This window comes from Pseudomonas sp. S2_A05 (assembly GCF_054668485.1).
Map to the genome: position 1 here is coordinate 3,986,356 of NZ_CP162775.1, position 17,448 is coordinate 4,003,803.

The 17,448-nt window shown below is 62.5% G+C and carries 13 protein-coding genes; 10 read left to right on the forward strand and 3 right to left on the reverse strand.

Translation table 11 applies throughout. The annotated features are described in order from the left end of the window. Positions 1–57: 57 nt before the first annotated feature. From AB4O12_RS18185 to AB4O12_RS18205, 5 genes are all read left to right on the forward strand, one after another. Positions 58–651: a DUF2796 domain-containing protein gene (locus tag AB4O12_RS18185; protein WP_056790744.1), complete on the forward strand. Its 594-nt coding sequence runs from the start codon at positions 58–60 to the stop codon at positions 649–651. A 139-nt stretch (positions 652–790) separates the two neighbouring features. Then, the gene (locus AB4O12_RS18190) at positions 791–1,501 is read left to right on the forward strand and encodes an ABC transporter ATP-binding protein (RefSeq protein ID WP_056790807.1); all 711 of its coding nucleotides are present in this window, start codon (positions 791–793) and stop codon (positions 1,499–1,501) included. Position 1,502: 1 nt separating this feature from the next. Then, positions 1,503–2,768 carry an ABC transporter permease gene (locus AB4O12_RS18195; RefSeq protein ID WP_460059347.1) on the forward strand — a complete coding sequence of 422 codons (1,266 nt, stop codon included), beginning with the start codon at positions 1,503–1,505 and terminating at the stop codon, positions 2,766–2,768. 11 nt (positions 2,769–2,779) lie between these two features. Continuing rightward, the gene (locus tag AB4O12_RS18200; RefSeq protein WP_056790810.1) at positions 2,780–3,298 is read left to right on the forward strand and encodes a DUF3299 domain-containing protein; all 519 of its coding nucleotides are present in this window, start codon (positions 2,780–2,782) and stop codon (positions 3,296–3,298) included. A gap of 220 nt (positions 3,299–3,518) precedes the next feature. Then, entirely contained in the window at positions 3,519–4,217 is a 699-nt protein-coding gene (locus AB4O12_RS18205; RefSeq protein ID WP_150638354.1) for an OmpW/AlkL family protein, read from the forward strand. A 215-nt stretch (positions 4,218–4,432) separates the two neighbouring features. Here the strand turns inward: AB4O12_RS18205 and AB4O12_RS18210 are convergent, their stop codons facing one another. Together AB4O12_RS18210 and AB4O12_RS18215 are read right to left on the reverse strand one after the other, a co-directional pair. Beyond that, positions 4,433–5,365: an NAD-dependent epimerase/dehydratase family protein gene (locus AB4O12_RS18210; RefSeq protein WP_460059350.1), complete on the reverse strand. Its 933-nt coding sequence runs from the start codon at positions 5,363–5,365 to the stop codon at positions 4,433–4,435. Continuing rightward, positions 5,358–6,242, reverse strand: coding sequence for a sugar nucleotide-binding protein (locus tag AB4O12_RS18215; RefSeq protein ID WP_038860943.1), 885 nt, complete (start codon positions 6,240–6,242; stop codon positions 5,358–5,360). Before AB4O12_RS18215 ends, AB4O12_RS18210 begins: the two co-directional genes overlap by 8 nt. Before the next feature lie 276 nt (positions 6,243–6,518). Between AB4O12_RS18215 and AB4O12_RS18220 the strand changes: the two genes are divergently transcribed. Further along, entirely contained in the window at positions 6,519–10,805 is a 4,287-nt protein-coding gene (locus AB4O12_RS18220; RefSeq protein WP_460059352.1) for a DEAD/DEAH box helicase, read from the forward strand. 116 nt (positions 10,806–10,921) lie between these two features. Here the strand turns inward: AB4O12_RS18220 and AB4O12_RS18225 are convergent, their stop codons facing one another. Then, positions 10,922–13,024, reverse strand: coding sequence for a mechanosensitive ion channel family protein (locus AB4O12_RS18225; protein WP_095181940.1), 2,103 nt, complete (start codon positions 13,022–13,024; stop codon positions 10,922–10,924). Positions 13,025–13,411: 387 nt separating this feature from the next. Here AB4O12_RS18225 and AB4O12_RS18230 point away from each other — a divergent pair, with 387 nt between their 5' ends. Genes AB4O12_RS18230 through AB4O12_RS18245 form a run of 4 tightly spaced genes read left to right on the forward strand, consistent with a single transcriptional unit; the run spans position 13,412 to position 17,389 of the window. Beyond that, the gene (locus tag AB4O12_RS18230; RefSeq protein WP_252876981.1) at positions 13,412–14,338 is read left to right on the forward strand and encodes a DUF72 domain-containing protein; all 927 of its coding nucleotides are present in this window, start codon (positions 13,412–13,414) and stop codon (positions 14,336–14,338) included. Then, on the forward strand, positions 14,335–15,132 hold the full coding sequence (locus AB4O12_RS18235) for an endonuclease/exonuclease/phosphatase family protein (protein WP_056790768.1): 798 nt from the start codon (positions 14,335–14,337) through the stop codon (positions 15,130–15,132). Before AB4O12_RS18230 ends, AB4O12_RS18235 begins: the two co-directional genes overlap by 4 nt. Further along, a complete protein-coding gene (gene clsB / locus AB4O12_RS18240) occupies positions 15,129–16,403 on the forward strand; it encodes a cardiolipin synthase ClsB (RefSeq protein WP_016772961.1) in 1,275 nt (424 codons plus the stop codon). Before AB4O12_RS18235 ends, clsB begins: the two co-directional genes overlap by 4 nt. Then, positions 16,400–17,389 (forward strand): lysylphosphatidylglycerol synthase domain-containing protein, encoded by a 990-nt coding sequence (locus AB4O12_RS18245; RefSeq protein ID WP_041477676.1) that lies wholly within the window; start codon positions 16,400–16,402, stop codon positions 17,387–17,389. Before clsB ends, AB4O12_RS18245 begins: the two co-directional genes overlap by 4 nt. Positions 17,390–17,448: the final 59 nt, after the last annotated feature.

A 17,448-nucleotide genomic window follows, 5' to 3' on the forward strand; every position in this document is an offset into this window, starting at 1 on the left:
TGCGCACTTTCGTTATAAGATTACATAACAAACTTTTCATTTTTCTCGGAGTCCGTCATGCGTCGTTTGCTGCTCGCTTTGCCGTTTGCCCTGTTGCCGCTGGCCGCTGCTCATGCGGTGGATGAGCACGATCACGATCATGAGCACGGCAGCCTCGGCGCCCATGAGCATGGTGTGGGTCGGCTGAACGCCGCGCTCGATGGTCAGACCCTGGAGCTGGAGCTGGAAAGCCCGGCGATGAATCTGGTGGGTTTTGAACACGCCGCGACGTCGGATGCCGACAAGGCCAAAGTCGCTGCCGCTCGTGCGCAACTGGAAAAACCATTGGCTCTGTTCAGCCTGCCCGCTGCGGCAGGGTGCAAAGTGGTCAGCCAGGAACTGGAAAGCCCGCTGTTCGGCGACAAGCCGGACGCCGATGATCACGACGAAGATGAAGCGGACAAGGACGGTCACGAGCATCACCACGACCACAGCGAAATCCATGCGCATTACCAATTCAGCTGCGCCACACCGGGCGCGCTGAGCACGCTGAACCTGACGAACATCTTCAAGACCTTCCCGGCGACGCAGAAGATTCAGGTACAACTGATCAGCGCGACCGGCCAGCAAGGTACCGAAGTGACGGCGAAATCGGCTGCGCTGAAATTCTAGGATCCACCGAAATCCCCTGTGGGAGCGAGCCTGCTCGCGAAGGCGGCGTGTCAGTTGACAGGTGGGTGTCTGACCCAGCGCTTTCGCGAGCAGGCTCGCTCCCACAGGGTTATGTGTTCACTTCATGAAAATCGGTGCCATGACCCAAGCACTCATCGAACTTTCCGACCTTGGCTTCAACTGGCCCGGTCACCCGCCGCTGCTGGACATCCCGGCGTTTCGTCTGGAAGCCGGCGAAACCCTGTTTCTCAAAGGCCCCAGCGGCAGTGGCAAGACCACGCTGCTCGGCCTGCTTGGCGGGGTGCAGAAGCCCAATCGGGGCAGCATTCGCCTGCTCGGCCAGGAGCTGACCGAGCTTTCTGCCGGCAAGCGCGATACGTTTCGTGTCGATCACACTGGCTACATTTTCCAGCAATTCAACCTGCTGCCGTTTCTCTCGGTGCGCGAGAACGTTGAGTTGCCGTGTCATTTTTCAAAACTGCGTGCGCAACGGGCGAAACAGCGCCACGGCAGCGTCGATCAAGCCGCCGCCACCCTGCTCGCCCACTTGGGTCTGAAAGACGAAAGCATCCTCAGCCGCCGCGCCGACTCGCTGTCGATCGGCCAGCAACAACGGGTCGCCGCCGCACGCGCATTGATCGGCCAACCGGAGCTGGTGATCGCCGACGAACCGACCTCGGCGCTGGATTACGACGCCCGCGAAAACTTCATTCGCCTGCTGTTTGCCGAGTGCCGCGAGGCCGGATCGAGTCTGTTGTTCGTCAGCCATGACCAGAGCCTGGCGCCGCTGTTCGACCGTCATCTGTCCCTGGCCGATCTCAATCGCGCCGCCACGTCCGCCGAGGTCTGAGATGTATCTGTTTCGTCTGGCCATGGCCAGCCTGGCCAACCGCCGTTTCACCGCATTGCTCACCGCCTTTGCCATTGCCCTGTCGGTGTGCCTGCTGCTCGCCGTCGAGCGCGTGCGCACCGAAGCCAAGGCCAGTTTCGCCAGCACCATCAGCGGTACTGACCTCATCGTCGGCGCTCGTTCGGGGTCGGTAAACCTGCTGCTGTATTCGGTGTTCCGCATCGGCAACGCTACCAACAACATCCGTTGGGACAGCTTTGAACACTTCGCCAACAACCCGAAAGTGAAGTGGGCAATCCCCATGTCCCTAGGCGATTCCCATCGCGGCTATCGCGTGATGGGCACCACCGAAGCCTATTTCCAGCACTACCAGTACGGGCGCCAGCAACACCTGGCGCTGGCCGACGGTCGCGCGTTTGCCACCGATCCTTTCGAAGTGGTGCTCGGTGCCGAAGTCGCCGAAGCGCTGCACTACAAGCTCGGCGACAAACTGGTACTGGCCCACGGCGTGGCGGCGATCAGCCTGGTCAAGCACGACGACAAACCCTTCACCGTGGTCGGCATCCTCCAGCGCACCGGCACCCCGGTGGACCGCACGTTGCACATCAGCCTCGGCGGCATGGAGGCGATCCACATCGACTGGCACAACGGCGTGCCGGCGCGCGGCAACGGCAGGATCAGCGCTGATCAGGCGCGCAATATGGACCTGACGCCACAAGCGATCACCGCGTTCATGCTCGGCCTCAACAGCAAGATTTCCACCTTCGCCTTGCAGCGCGAGATCAACGGATACCGTGGCGAACCGATGCTGGCGATCCTGCCGGGCGTGGCCTTGCAGGAATTGTGGAGCCTGATGAGTACGGCCGAGAAAGCCTTGTTCGTGGTCTCGCTGTTCGTTGTGCTGACCGGGTTGATCGGCATGCTCACGGCGATTCTCACCAGCCTCAACGAACGTCGCCGCGAGATGGCGATTCTGCGTTCGGTGGGGGCGCGGCCGTGGCACATCGCAAGCCTGCTGGTGCTGGAAGCCTTTGCGTTGGCGCTGACTGGAGTCATCGCCGGACTGGCATTGCTGTACGTCGGCATCGCCGCTGCGCAAGGGTACGTGCAGGCCAATTACGGTTTATACCTGCCGCTGGCATGGCCGAGCGAGTATGAATGGACGCTGCTCGGTGGCATTCTGGCGGCCGCGCTGCTGATGGGCAGCGTGCCGGCCTGGCGCGCGTATCGCCAATCATTGGCCGATGGCCTGTCGATCCGTTTATGAGGATGTTCACCATGCCCCGCGCCCTGCTTGCGCTGCTGATGCTGGTCGCCCTGCCCGTGTGGGCGGCGGCGCCGAGAGACCTGACCTGGTCGGAAATGATCCCGCCGGACGCCGCGCCGGAAGTGCCGAACATGACCCCGCTGCACGACCTGTCGAAGATGGGCGACGCACTCTCTGCCGAGTCCGCGCCGGCGGCCAAGCAGGACATGCCCAACGCTCCGGTAGTGAAAAGCCTCGACGGGCAGAACATTCGCCTGCCGGGTTACATCGTGCCGCTGGAAGTCAGCGAAGAGGGGCGCACCACGGACTTCTTGCTGGTGCCATATTTCGGCGCCTGCATCCACGTCCCGCCACCGCCGTCGAACCAGATCGTCCACGTGAAAAGCGAACTGGGCGTGAAGCTCGATGAGCTGTATCAGCCGTACTGGGTCGAAGGACCGTTGCAGGTGAAAGCCTCGAGCAGTGAGCTGGCCGATGCCGGGTATCAGATGGAGGCGGAGAAGATTTATGCGTATGAACTGCCGGAGTAATTCCCGGTAATTTTGTATTGGCTGGTCTATCGTCTTCGCGAGCAGGCTCGCTCCCACAGGTGATCACATTCCAAGGTGGGAGCGAGCCTGCTCGCGAATAGGCCCTCAAAGGTTCCACAAAACCCCGCCCCTTCACTGTTTCATTGAGCTGAGTCAAAACACCGTATCAGACGGCTTCGTACCCTAGGACATCGAATTTTTACGTCCTTTCGGAGCCCCCATGAACAAGTCCTTGCTCAGCGCCTCGCTGTTTGCCCTCGCGCTCGCAGCCCCGCTAGCCCACGCCCACGAAGCCGGTGACATCCTTGTGCGCGCCGGTGCGATCACCGTCAACCCGAAGGCCGACAGTTCCAGCGTCAAGGTCGATCAGGGTCCGCTGAGCGGCACTGATCTGGGCGGCAAGGCGACCATGAGCAGCGACACCCAACTGGGTCTGAACTTCGCCTACATGCTCACCAACAACATCGGTATCGAGCTGCTGGCAGCCACGCCGTTCGAGCACGACGTCAAGCTCAAGGGCACCGCCCTGCCCGCCGCCAACGGCAAGCTCGGCACCCTGAAACACCTGCCGCCGACCCTCAGCGTCGTCTACTACCCGCTGGATTCGAAATCGGCTTTCCAGCCGTATGTCGGCGGTGGCATCAACTACACCTGGATCTACGACGAACACGTCGGCAGCGAAGCCAGCGCCAACGGCTTCAGCAACTTCAAGGCGAAAAACTCCTGGGGTCTGGCCTGGCAGGTCGGCGCCGACTACATGATCACCGACAACATCATGCTCAACGCCCAAGTGCGCTACATCGATATCGATACACGCGCGACCGTCGAGAACAACGCCGTCGCACCCGGCACCCGCGCACGGGTGAATGTGGATGTCGATCCGTTCATCTACATGGTCGGTCTGGGCTATAAGTTCTAAGCTGACTTTGACCGAACGTTCACGTGGTGGTGAATGAGGCTTGGTGGCGGGCAGGCACAGACCTGACGACGACCGTACGCAGTCGATCGGGGAATAACATTCCCTCGCCACAGGGATAGCGATATTCCGGCCGTGAAAAAGGCGCCTGTTGCAGGGCGCCTTTTTCATGTCCGCTGTCCGACCGTTCGGAAGAAGGTCTCGGACGAAAGCTTGTTTCATCCGCGCCCGAGCAAGCGCGCCAAGCCCACACTCATCGGCGTCTGCGGCGGCATTTCGAAGCGCTGCAGCAAGCGTCGGTTATCCGCTCGCGAATGGCGGATATCACCCGAACGCGCCGGCCCGTAACTCACGGGCGGCAGTTCACCGACCACTGATTTCAATGCTTCGAGCATCTGCTTCAGGCTCATCGCCTGATTCCAGCCAACATTGACCGCGCCCTCCTGCACTTCAGGCTTTTCCAGCGCCTGCACCAGCAAATCCACCAGATCACCGACATAAAGAAAATCGCGGGTCTGCTCGCCATCGCCAAACACGGTGATCGGCAAACCTTTCGACGCGCGTTCGCTGAAGATGCTGATCACACCGGAATACGGCGAGGACGGATCCTGGCGGGGGCCGAAGATGTTGAAGAAGCGGAAAATCGCCGGCTCCAGGCCATGCTGGCGACGGTAGAAATCGAAGTACTGCTCACCGGCCAGTTTGTCCGAGGCATAGGGTGTCAGCGGCGCCTTCGGCGTGTCTTCATCAATCGACTCGCCCTCGCCATTGTTGCCGTACACCGCCGCGCTGGAGGCATACACCACGCGCTTGACCCCGGCCAGACGCATGGCTTCGCAGACATTCAGGGTGCCGATGAAATTGCTCTGGTGGGTTTTCACCGGATCGTCCACCGAGGCTTGCACCGAGGCCACGGCCGCCAGATGCGCGACCGCGCTGCAACCTTGCATGGCGCGGGCGACCAGGGCGGCATCGGCGACATCGCCCACTACCAGTTCAACCTTGGGATTGTCCAGCGGCAGGTTGCTGCGCTTGCCGGTCGACAGGTCGTCGAGCACGCGTACCGCATAGCCCTTGGCGAGCAAGGCATCGGTCAGGTGCGAGCCGATGAAGCCGGCTCCGCCAGTGATTAAAACCGTTGCTTCAGCCATGTCGGTAGAACCTGTCCAGTAGACCCGGGAGTGCGGCACGCCAGGCGCGCGGTTTGATCCCGAAAGTGTGGAGAATTTTCTTGCAGGCCAGCACTGCGTGTTGCGGCTCTTCGGCGGCGTCCGGGCGCGCGGCGTGGGCCTGCGCGGTCGGTGCTTCGATCGCCAGCGGATGCAGGCTGCGTGCTTCGGTGAGAATCGCCTGGCCCAGCGCCAGCGGTGTGGTCGCTTCGTGGCCGGCGTAATGGTAAGTGCCCCACAGCGGCGCGGCGCAGTCGAGTTGCTTGAGCACGGAGATGATCACTCGCGCGGCGTCATCGACCGGAGTCGGATTGCCGCGACGATCATCGGCCAGCAACAACTCTTCGGGTTGTTCCGCCCGGGCGAGGAAGCGTCCGAGGGTGCCGTCCGGGCTGTCGTCGAGCAGCCAGCCGAAACGCAGCAGCACATGTTGCGGGCAGGTCGCGCGCACGCTTTGCTCGATGCGCCACAAGGCCTGACCGCGCAGGCCCAGCGGCACCGGTTCGTCTTTTTCGCTGTAGGCCGTGGCCCGCGAGCCGTCGAACACGCGATAGCTCGACGGCTGCACGAGGACAATGTTGTGGTGCTGGCACAGCTCGGCCAGACGCTCGATGGCGCGTTCCTGGCCGCTCATGCGGCTTTCGCTGACGCTCTCGGCCTGGAACCAGTCGAAATAGTAGGCGAGGTTGATCAACGCATCGGGACGGGTGTCGTCGAGCAGTTGGGTGAGGCTCGCGGCATCCCAGCCGTTTTCGGGCGGGCGGGGGGCGAGGAAACCGATGTCTTCTTCCGCACCGAGGCGAATCAGCGCCTGCCCAAGGGCATTTCCGCCGCCCAGTAACATAAGGCGCATTCGCATAGAGTCAGCAGGCCCAGTCTGATTGGAACGATGGCTTTAGCGACGGTTCTTGTGGAACCGTCGTCGATAATTGCCGGAATCGTTGCATTTTGCGGGTTTAGTGCGCAACCGTCATCCGTAAAGTGTAGATCCGCGAATTTGCGCCGTCCTGGCCGGCCCCTTCGCGAGCAGGCTCGCTCCCACAGGGGACCGCATTCCAGGGTGGGAGCGAGCCTGCTCGCGAAGGGCTCCGAACGGTACTTGCATCTTCCCGCCCCCGCCCGCATAACTTCAGTCATGAATCTGCCCCTCCCCGCCAACAGCGCGCTGGCCGGTTTTCACCCCGCCGTCAGCGCCTGGTTCAACAAGACTTTCCCGGCGGTCACCGCCGCTCAGGCCCGTGCGTGGCCGTTGATTCGCCAGCGTCGGTCGACGCTGATCGCCGCGCCCACTGGCTCGGGGAAAACCCTGACCGCGTTCCTCGCCGTGCTCGATGAGCTTGTCCATCGCGGTCTGGAACACCCCGACGGTCTGCCCGCCGAAACCCTGGTGGTCTATGTCTCGCCGTTGAAGGCACTGTCCAACGACATCCAGATCAACCTGCAGAATCCGCTCGCCGGCATTACCGCGCAATTGCGCGAGATGGGCCTGCCGGAGCTGACCATCACTACCGCCGTACGCACTGGCGACACGCCGCAAAAAGACCGCGCCGCGATGCGCAAGAGCGCGCCGCATATTCTGGTCACCACCCCGGAATCGCTGTACGTGCTGCTTGGCTCGGAATCCGGGCGCAGGATGCTCGGCACCACGCGCACGGTGATCATTGACGAAATCCACGCCATGGCCGCCGGCAAGCGCGGCAGTCATCTGTCCTTGAGCCTTGAACGGCTGCAAGCGTTGTGCGCCGAACCGCTGACCCGCATCGGCCTGTCCGCCACGCAGAAGCCGGTAGAAGCCGTGGCGCGGTTTCTGGTCGGTCACGATTGCCCCTGCGAAATCGTCGACATTGGCCACGCCCGCCCACGAGACCTGGGTATCGAAGTGCCGCCGGTGCCGTTGTCTGCAGTGATGGCCAACGATGTCTGGGAACTGGTGTACGAGCGCCTCGCCGAACTCGCCCGCGAGCATCGCACCACGCTGATTTTCGTCAACACCCGACGCCTTGCCGAACGCCTTAGCCGGCATCTGAGCGAGCGCCTCGGCAAGCAGGCCGTGGCGGCGCACCACGGCAGCCTGGCCAAAGAGTTTCGCCTCGATGCGGAACAGCGCCTCAAACGCGGCGAGCTGCAAGTGCTGATCGCCACTGCATCACTGGAGCTGGGCATCGATATCGGTGAAGTCGACCTGGTCTGCCAGATCAGTTCACCGCGTTCGATTGCTGCGTTTCTGCAACGAGTCGGTCGCTCCGGACACCAGGTCGGCGGCACGCCCAAGGGCCGTTTGTTCGCCACCACCCGCGACGACCTGATCGAGTGCGCCGCCCTGCTCGACTGCGTGCGCCGGGGCGAGCTCGATACGCTGCACATTCCGGAAAAACCGCTGGATGTGCTGGCGCAGCAGATCATTGCCGAGGTCAGTTGCCAGGAATGGTCGGAGGACGCGTTGCTTGCGATGTTCCGCCGAGCCTGGCCCTATCGCGATCTCGACGAAAAACACTATCAGGCCCTGCTGAGCATGCTCGCCGAGGGCTACAACGGTCGCCAGGGCATCCGCAGCGCCTACCTGCACCGCGACGCCGTCAGCCGCACCTTGCGTGGCCGGCGGGGCGCGCAACTGACCGCCGTGACCAGCGGCGGCACCATTCCGGACAACGCCGACTACAGCGTATTGCTAGAACCCCAGGGCTTGAACATCGGCAGCGTCAACGAAGATTTCGCCGTGGAAAGTATCGCCGGCGATGTGTTCCAGCTCGGCAATACCTCGTACCGCATCCTGCGGGTAGAAAGCGGCAAGGTGCGGGTCGAGGATGCGCAGGGCATGCCGCCGACCATTCCGTTCTGGCTCGGCGAAGCGCCGGGGCGCAGTGATGAACTGTCGGCGGCCGTCGCGCGCCTGCAAGCGCAGTTGGACGAATTGCTCAGCGCCAGGCCCGGGAATCTGCAACCGGCGCTCGACTGGCTGACCACCACACTCGGCCTCAACCTCGCCAGCGCCGAGCAACTGGTCGAATATCTCGCCCGCGCGCGGCAAACCCTCGGCGCCCTGCCCTCGCAGGACACGCTGTTGATGGAGCGGTTTTTCGACGAGTCCGGCGGCACCCAACTGATCATTCACACGCCGTTCGGCAGCCGCATCAACCGCGCTTGGGGCCTGGCCTTGCGCAAGCGTTTCTGCCGCACCTTCAACTTCGAGTTGCAGGCCGCCGCCAGCGAAGACGCGATCGTGCTGTCGCTGTCCACCAGTCACAGCTTCGAGCTCGACGAAGTCTGGCGTTACCTGCACAGCAACAGCGCCGAACACACCCTTATTCAAGCCGTGCTCGATGCGCCCTTGTTTGGCGTGCGCTGGCGCTGGAATGCCGGGGTGGCGCTGGCGTTGCCGCGTTTTACCGGCGGGCGCAAAGTCGCTCCGCAACTGCAACGGATGAAAAGCGAAGACCTCATCGCCAGTGTGTTTCCCGACCAGATCGCCTGCCTGGAAAACCTCGCCGGCGAGCGCGAAGTCCCCGAACATCCGTTAGTGGAACAGACCCTCGACGATTGCCTGCACGAAGCGATGGACAGCGAAGGCTGGCTGACCCTGCTGCGGCGCATGGAGCGTGGCGAGGTGCGCCTGATCGCCCGGGATTTGCCGGCGCCGTCGCCGCTGGCGGCAGAAATCCTCAGCGCCCGGCCGTACACGTTTCTCGACGATGCGCCGCTGGAGGAACGCCGCACGCAAGCGGTGATCAATCGACGCTGGAGCGATCCGCAGTCGACCGATGATCTCGGCGCGCTGGACGCCGACGCGATCACGGCGGTGCGCGAAGAAGCCTGGCCGTCGCCCAACTCCCTGGATGAGATGCATGAAGCGCTGATGAGCCTCGCCTGCATCAGTGACGCCGAAGCGCGCGCCAACGCGGGTTGGCCGGACTGGCTGCAAACGCTGATGGCCAGCGGCCGCGCCTGCCGGTTGCAGATCGACGCCGAGCATCAGTTATGGCTGGCCCGCGAACGGTTGAGTTGCCTGCAAGCACTTTATCCACAGGCCACGTTGCTGACTGAGGCGGTGGTGCTGCCCGGCTTCGACGACACGTGGGCATTCGATGAGGCGCTGGTCGAAGTGATCCGCGCCCGCCTCGGCGCCTTTGGGCCAATCCCGTTGCCCGCCATTGCCGAGCCGCTCGCCCTGCCCGCCGCGCAAGTGAGTCAGGCCCTCGCCCGACTGGAGCGTGAAGGCTACGTCTTGCGCGGCCAGTTCACGCCGAAAAGCACGATTGAAGAATGGTGCGAACGCCATCTGCTGGCGCGTATCCATCGCTACACGGTCAAGCGCCTGCGCCGGGAAATCGAACCGGTGGCATTGCAGGATTTCATGCGTTTTCTGTTCGACTGGCAGCATCTGACGCCGGCCACCCAAGGCCAGGGCAGTGCGGTGTTGCCGGCGATTGTCGGCCAGTTCGAAGGCTACCCGGCGGCAGCTTCGGCGTGGGACAGCGACATCCTGCCGGCCCGCCTCAAGGACTATTCGCCGAGCTGGCTGGATGAACTGTGCCGCAACGGCAAACTGGTGTGGACGCGCATCAGCGCGCGGCAGAAGGTCAGCGGCTCGGCATTGCGCAGTACACCGATTGTGCTGCTGCCGCGTAGCCAAGTGGGTTTGTGGAGTGCGTTGGCTGAGCAGACGCCAGTGAGTGAGTTATCGCCGAAAACGCAGAAAGTCTTCGAGGCGCTGAGTCAGCATGGCGCGCTGTTTTTCGATGAGTTGATTCATGAAGCGCGCCTGCTGCGCAGCGAACTGGAAATCGCCCTGCAGGAACTGGTCGCCGCAGGTTTGGTGAACGCCGACAGCTTCGCCGGCCTGCGCGCGTTGATCACTCCTGCAAGCAAGCGCCAGCAGCGCAGTAGCCGACGCGGGCGCGGCGCTTTTATCGGTGGCATGGACGATGCCGGGCGCTGGGCATTGCTGCGACGGGGTTCGTCAGCCGATGCCGCCGAGACACTCGAACATGTCGCCATGACCCTGCTGCGCCGCTACGGCGTGGTGTTCTGGCGTCTGCTGGAACGCGAAGCGGACTGGTTGCCGAGCTGGCGGGAATTGCTGCGCACCTTTCATCGTCTGGAGGCGCGGGGCGAGATTCGTGGCGGGCGGTTTGTCAGTGGTCTGGCTGGCGAGCAGTTTGCCTTGCCCGAAGCCATTCCCTTGCTGCGCGAAGTACGCCGCCGCCCGCAGGACGGCAGCCTGGTGGCGGTGTGTGGGGTTGATCCATTGAATCTGGCCGGAACGTTGTTGCCCGGGGTGAAAGTGCCGGCGCTGGTGAGCAATCGGCTGGTGTATCGCGATGGGGTGCCGGTGGCCGCGGTGATTGCCGGCAAGCAGCAGGTTTGGGTAGAGCTGGATCCGATAGCCATGGGACAACTGCATGCCAAGCTGATCCGGCATTGAGAGTGTTCGCACCGGCGTCTTCGCGAGCAGGCTCGCTCCCACAGTCCAATCCCATTGCCCCTGTGGGAGCGAGCCTGCTCGCGAAAGCGCCGGCCCTGTCTCTACACAAACAGGCGTCAGGTCCGCGACTCCTGCGGCACCTCACCCGCAACCACCGCCCCCTCCTCCTGTCGCTTTGGCAACAGAACCTGCTGTGGATAAGTCTGCGCAAAATGCACATTGGGTGTGTTATCCACAAGCTTCTTCAAGCGCTGGTTGAACGCGCGGCTCACCGCATATTGCCCACCTGACACCGTGCGAAATTGCGCCGTCAACACCACGCCGTTCAAGTCCATTTTGTCCACGCCAAACACATCCAGCGGCCCTTGCAGGTTGTACTTGAGGAACGGGTCTTCGCGGATCGAATCACCGGCCTCGCGAATCAGCTCAATGGCTTTGTCGACATCGGTGTCGTAGGTGAACTGCACCGAGAAAAATGCGAAGGCGAACTGGCGTGATTGGTTGGTCACAGCCTTGATCTGGCCGAACGGCACCGAGTGCACAAAACCCTTGCCGTCGCGCAGGCGCAAGGTGCGGATGGTCAAACCTTCCACGGTGCCGGCGTGGCCGGAATCGAGCACCACCCAGTCGCCGATCGACAGGGTGTCTTCGATGATGATGAACAACCCGGTGATGACGTCCTGCACCAGTTGCTGCGAACCGAAACCGATCGCCAGACCGACCACGCCCGCACCGGCTAGTAGCGGCGCGACGTTGATGCCGAGGTTGGCCATGGTGGTAATCGCGCAGATCACCACGAGGATGATTTTGATCGCGTTGCGCAGCAGCGGCAGGATGGTTTTCACCCGCGTGCTCGGCTGGCGTGCCGCGCGTTTGCTCAGCGGCGGTTTCAGCGCTTCCTGAATCGCCGTGTCGAGCACCACCCACAGCAGCCACGTCACCAGGAAGATCAGGCCGATGCTGCTCAAGGCGTTGCTGATCGCTCGACCGACGGTGCTGCTCTGGGCGAAATCGAGCAACGACACGCCCCAGATCCGCCCGAGAATATCGATGAACACAATCGCCATGACGATGCGCAGCAACGCATGCAACAGGCTGAGAAAGCGTTCCTTGTAGGCACTGCTGCGCTGGATCGCTTCGGCTTTGCGCGACTTGAACAGGTGCTGCAACACCGTGCTGAGAAACACCGTGGCGATCAGCAGCACGGTGGTGAACAAGGCACAGCGCAGGGCTTTCTGATTGTCCTCGCCGATGCCGATCAGGCTGACTGCCGAGACCAGCACCATCAGCACGATCGGCCAATACCACAGCCCGGAAAATATCCGCAGCGACTCCTGCAGCGACGGTTGTTTCAAACGCTGACTGAGCGGGCGATTGCGGATCAGATGCGCCACGGGCCGGCGCAGGCGAATCACCAGCAAACCGAAAATCACCGAGGCGATCAGCCCGGTGAACACGGCGATGCTGCTGGTGATATTGCCGCCCAGTTGCCGGGCGATCTGCGGGCTGGTCAGGGCATCGCTGAGCGCGGCGAGAAAGCCGATGAGGAACAGCGGGCGCGGGCAGTATTCACGGATGATTCGCGCGGCGGCGCGCTTGTGCCCGACGTTGAACATCACCACCACGCACAACAACATCGATGTGGAGAAGATACCGCTGCTGGTGGCATAGGCCAGACACAGCGCCAGCGCACGGCCCACCGAAGCTTGCAGAAAATGGCTGACATACAGCGTCAAAGGCAGGCAGATCAGCGCCGGCACGGTGTACGGCAGCACGTAGCCGAGCAGATCCTGACTGCGCTGGCGGGTGCGCAACCAGCGGCCCTCACGCAGACGCTTGGCCAACAGACTGCCGAGCACGGTGAGCAGGGCGAAACTGCCCAGCCAGACTCCCGACAGCGTGAGGAAATCCCCTGCCACGCTCCAGCCCGAGCGATTCGACGGTTGCTTGACCAGCCGATCGACCTCATCCGCCGCGCGGTCGGCGCGCAGCCGCCAGGCATCGACCAGGTGTTCGTTGAGATCGAGTTTTTCCTGCACATCGTCGATGCTCGTACTGATCGCCCCGAGCAGACCACCCTGCACCAGCGGTTCCGGTTCGGCGGGTTTCTCTGCCGTGTCGGCGGCAGCCGGAACGCCCGGTAGCGCGACGGCTTGCGATGTGTTGACGCCCAAGCACAGCAGCGCTCCCAGCAGAATGGCGATCCTGAAATTGCGCAAAGCTCCGATCTCCCGTGGCTGACCCTGGTAAGGAACTGATCGGTAATTGCGCGGCAAGTTCAAGAGCCCCCTCACCCCAGCCCTCTCCCCCAGGAGAGGGAGCCGACCGAGTTGCATGACCAAAATCACCAACTGCACGTCTTGAGTCGAACTCAAGTCCTGAAAACCATGAAAATCTGCTCCCTTCACAGTCGTACGCGATTTCAGGAGGCATGAAGATCTGCTCCCTTCCCCCTCGCCCCCTTGGGGGAGAGGGTTGGGGTGAGGGGGTAAGCTCTTGATCTTCGCTTCACCCGCGACCGTCCGTAACGCCACCGAAACTTTCCCGCCCCCGCCGCAGTCATCACAGAACATCGGCAACACGAGGACTTTCTACGGGAGGATGGGATGGCGACGATTCACATCGGTATTTCAGGCTGGCGCTACGCCCCGTGGCGCGGGGATTTCTACCCGAAGGGACTGGCGCAGAAGCGCGAATTGCAGTTCGCCTCCCGCGCGGTCAACAGCATTGAAATCAATGGATCGTTCTACGCCCTGCAACGACCCGAACGTTACGCCCAGTGGTACGCCGAAACCCCCGATGACTTCGTCTTCAGCGTCAAGGCGCCGCGCTTCATCACCCACGTGCGCCGCTTGCGCGAAATCGAAAAACCGCTGGCGAATTTCTTCGCCTCGGGCGTTCTGGAACTGAAGGAAAAACTCGGGCCGATCCTTTGGCAGTTTCCGCCGAATTTCAAATTCGACGCCGAGCGCTTCGATCACTTTCTCGCGCAACTGCCCCACGATACCCAAGCCGCAGCCGCCCTCGCCCGCCAGCACGACTCGCATCTGCCCGGCAACGCCAGCGTCAAAGCCTGGCGCAAGAAACCGCTGCGCCATGCCGTGGAAATCCGTCACGAGAGCTTTATCGACCCGGAGTTCGTGCGCCTGCTCAAGCGCCATAACACCGCGCTGGTCATTGCCGACACCGCCGGCAAATGGCCGTACCGCGAAGACCTCACCAGCGACTTCGTCTATCTGCGCCTGCACGGCGCCGAAGAGCTCTACGCCAGCGGTTATTCCGAACAAGCGCTCAAGCGCTGGGCAGAGCGCATCGACGCCTGGCATCACGGTAAACAGCCAGAGGACGCCCACCTGATAGCCCCACGCCTGAAACCCCGCGCGCGCAAATCCCGCGAAGTGTTCTGCTACTTCGACAACGACATCAAAGTCCGCGCGCCCTACGACGCACGCAACTTGTTGCAGCGCTTGGACCTCGACAAAGACCTCGCCACAACTCCCGGGCAAGTCGCCGCAGAAGGAGTTCTGTCATGAGCATTCCCGAACCGGTCGGTTTCACCGACGAAGGCTCCGTGGTTGCGCCCTCGGTGCGCACCTTCACCGTACTGACTGTCAACACCCACAAGGGCTTCACCGCGCTGAACCGGCGTTTCATTCTGCCGGAGCTGCGTGAAGCAGTGCGCAGCGTCGCCGCCGACGTGGTGTTTCTGCAGGAAGTCCACGGCACGCACGAGCAGCATCCGAAACGCTACGACAACTGGCCGACGATGCCGCAATACGAATTCCTCGCCGACAGCCTCTGGCCGCAATTCGCCTACGGGCGCAATGCCGTGTACCCGGCGGGCGACCACGGCAATGCGCTGCTGTCGAAATTCCAGATCATCCGCCACGACAACCTCGACGTGTCGATCAGCGGCCATGAAAACCGTGGCCTGCTGCATTGCGTGCTGCGCCTGCCTGGCGACGGCACCGAAGTGCACGCGATCTGCGTGCATCTGGGCCTGCGCGAGAGCCACCGCAATGCGCAACTGGATCTGCTGATGCAACGTCTCGCCGAACTGCCCGCTGATGCCCCGGTGATCGTCGCTGGCGATTTCAATGACTGGCGCCAGCGCGCCGACGCGCAGCTCAAGCCCTGTGGCCTGCGCGAAGTGTTCGCCGAGCAGTACGGCAAGCCGGCGCGCAGCTTTCCCGCGCGGCTGCCAGCGCTACGACTCGACCGCATCTACGTACGCAACCTCAAGGCCAGCCGGCCGAAAGTTTTGACCAACCGGCCCTGGTCCCACCTTTCCGACCACGCACCGTTATCGGTGGAGATTGAACTATGAACAGTGCGCCACTGGAAAAATCCGCCGTCGACCCGGTCCCGCTGAACCCGCCGGTGCGCGAGCCCGGCCACGTGGACGTCGAGTATCAATGGCACAGCAATAACCGCGTAGAGCTGCTGGAGAACGGCGAGGAATATTTCCCCCGGGTATTCGAAGCGATGCGCGCAGCCAAGAGCGAGATCCTGCTGGAGACCTTCATCGTCTTCGAAGACAAGGTCGGCGCCGAGTTGCAGCAAATCCTCATCGAAGCCGCCCAGCGCGGCGTGCGCACCACGGTCAGCCTCGACGGCTTCGGCTGTGGCGAGCTGAGCACCGGCTATCTGTCGGCCTTGAGCGATGCCGGCGTGCATCTGCAAATCTTCGATCCGGCGCCGAAGCATTTGGGCATCCGCACCAACTGGTTCCGCCGCTTGCACCGCAAGATCGTGGTGGTCGACGGCTTGATCGCGTTCATTGGCGGGATCAACTTTTCCGGCGATCACCTGGCCGACTTCGGCCCTGAAGCCAAGCAGGATTACTCGGTGGAGATCCAAGGCCCGGTGGTCGCCGATATCCATCACTTCGCCCTGCTGCAAAGCGGTCGTCCCGGGCGCGCGCGGTTCTGGTGGCAGCGCCGGCGCCAGCGCCTGGAGGAAATGGCCTTCACCGATCACGACGGCCAGGTGCGCCTGGTGTTCCGCGATAACGATCAACACAACACCGATATCGAAGACGTGTATCTGCAAGTACTGCGCAAGGCCAAGCGCCGGGTGATCATCGCCAACGCCTACTTCTTTCCCGGTTACCGGCTGCTGCGTGAAATCCGCAACGCCGCCCGCCGTGGCGTCGAGGTGCGGCTGATCCTGCAAGGCCAGCCGGACATGCTCGTGGCGAAACTGGCGGCGCGCATGACCTACGATTATCTGCTGCGTGCCGGCGTGCAGATTCACGAATACTGCCAACGCCCGCTGCACGGCAAAGTCGCGCTGGTCGACGATGACTGGAGCACCGTGGGCTCAAGCAATCTCGACCCGCTGAGCCTGTCGCTGAATCTGGAAGCCAACGTACTGATCCGCGACCGCGCGTTCAATCAGCACCTGTACGAACGCCTCGAAGATCTCAGCCAGAACCACTGCAAAGCCATGGACGCCAAGCTGTTGCCGCGCGGGCGCATCTGGCACATGACCGTGGGCTTTCTGGTGTTCCACTTCCTGCGGCACTTCCCGGCCATGGCCGGTTGGCTGCCGGCGCATAAACCGCGTCTGAAGCCTTTCCGAGGTGCGCGTCCATGAGTCATTCCGAAGTGCACTCCGATAGCCATTCGACACAAGCGGCGCCGTCGAAATGGAGCCGCTGGAAACGTCCGCTGACCATCCTGTTTTTCCTCGCGCTGATCGTCCTCCTGACGATGTTCGCCACCCGCATCGAATGGGCCGAGGTGCTGGAGACCCTCGCCGATTTCAAGGTGCGCACGCTGATCATCGCCGCCAGCCTGACGTTGCTGAGCTTTCTGGTGTACGCCAGTTTCGACCTGATCGGCCGCACTTACATTCGGCAAGACCTGACCTGGAAGCAGATCCTGCCGGTGGGCATCATCAGCTACGCCTTCAATCTCAACCTTAGCGCCTGGGTCGGCGGCATCGCCATGCGCTATCGCCTGTATTCGCGGCTGGGCGTGAGCAAAGGCAACATTGCCAAGATTCTCGGCCTGAGCCTGGCAACCAACTGGTTCGGCTACATGACCATCGCTGGCGTAGTATTCAGCAGCGGTCTGGTGACTATGCCGCCGGGCTGGAAACTCAGCAGTTCGGCCTTGCAACTGGTCGGGGTGTTATTGCTGTTGGTCAGTGCCGGCTATCTGGCGGCGTGTCAGTTCTCCAAGCGCCGCGAGTGGTCGATACGCGGCGTGGAAATCAACCTGCCGTCGCTGCGCATGGCGGTGCTGCAATTGCTCTTGGGCGCGTTGAACTGGTCGCTGATGGCGGCGGTGATCTTCACTCTGCTGCCGAGCAAACTGGATTATCCGCTGGTGCTTGGGGTGCTGTTGATCAGCGCGATTGCCGGGGTCATTACGCACATTCCGGCGGGGCTGGGTGTGCTGGAGGCGGTGTTCGTGGCGTTGCTGCAGCATGAGGCATCGCGCGGCAGTCTGGTCGCGGGATTGCTGGCGTATCGGGCGATTTATTTTCTGCTGCCGCTGTTGATCACGGTGGTGATGTATCTGGTGGTGGAGGCCAAGGCCAAGGCGCTGCGGATCGAGAAGAAACCCACACATTAGAATCAACATCAAAAGATCGCAGCCTTCGGCAGCTCCTACATTTGAAATGCGTTCAACCT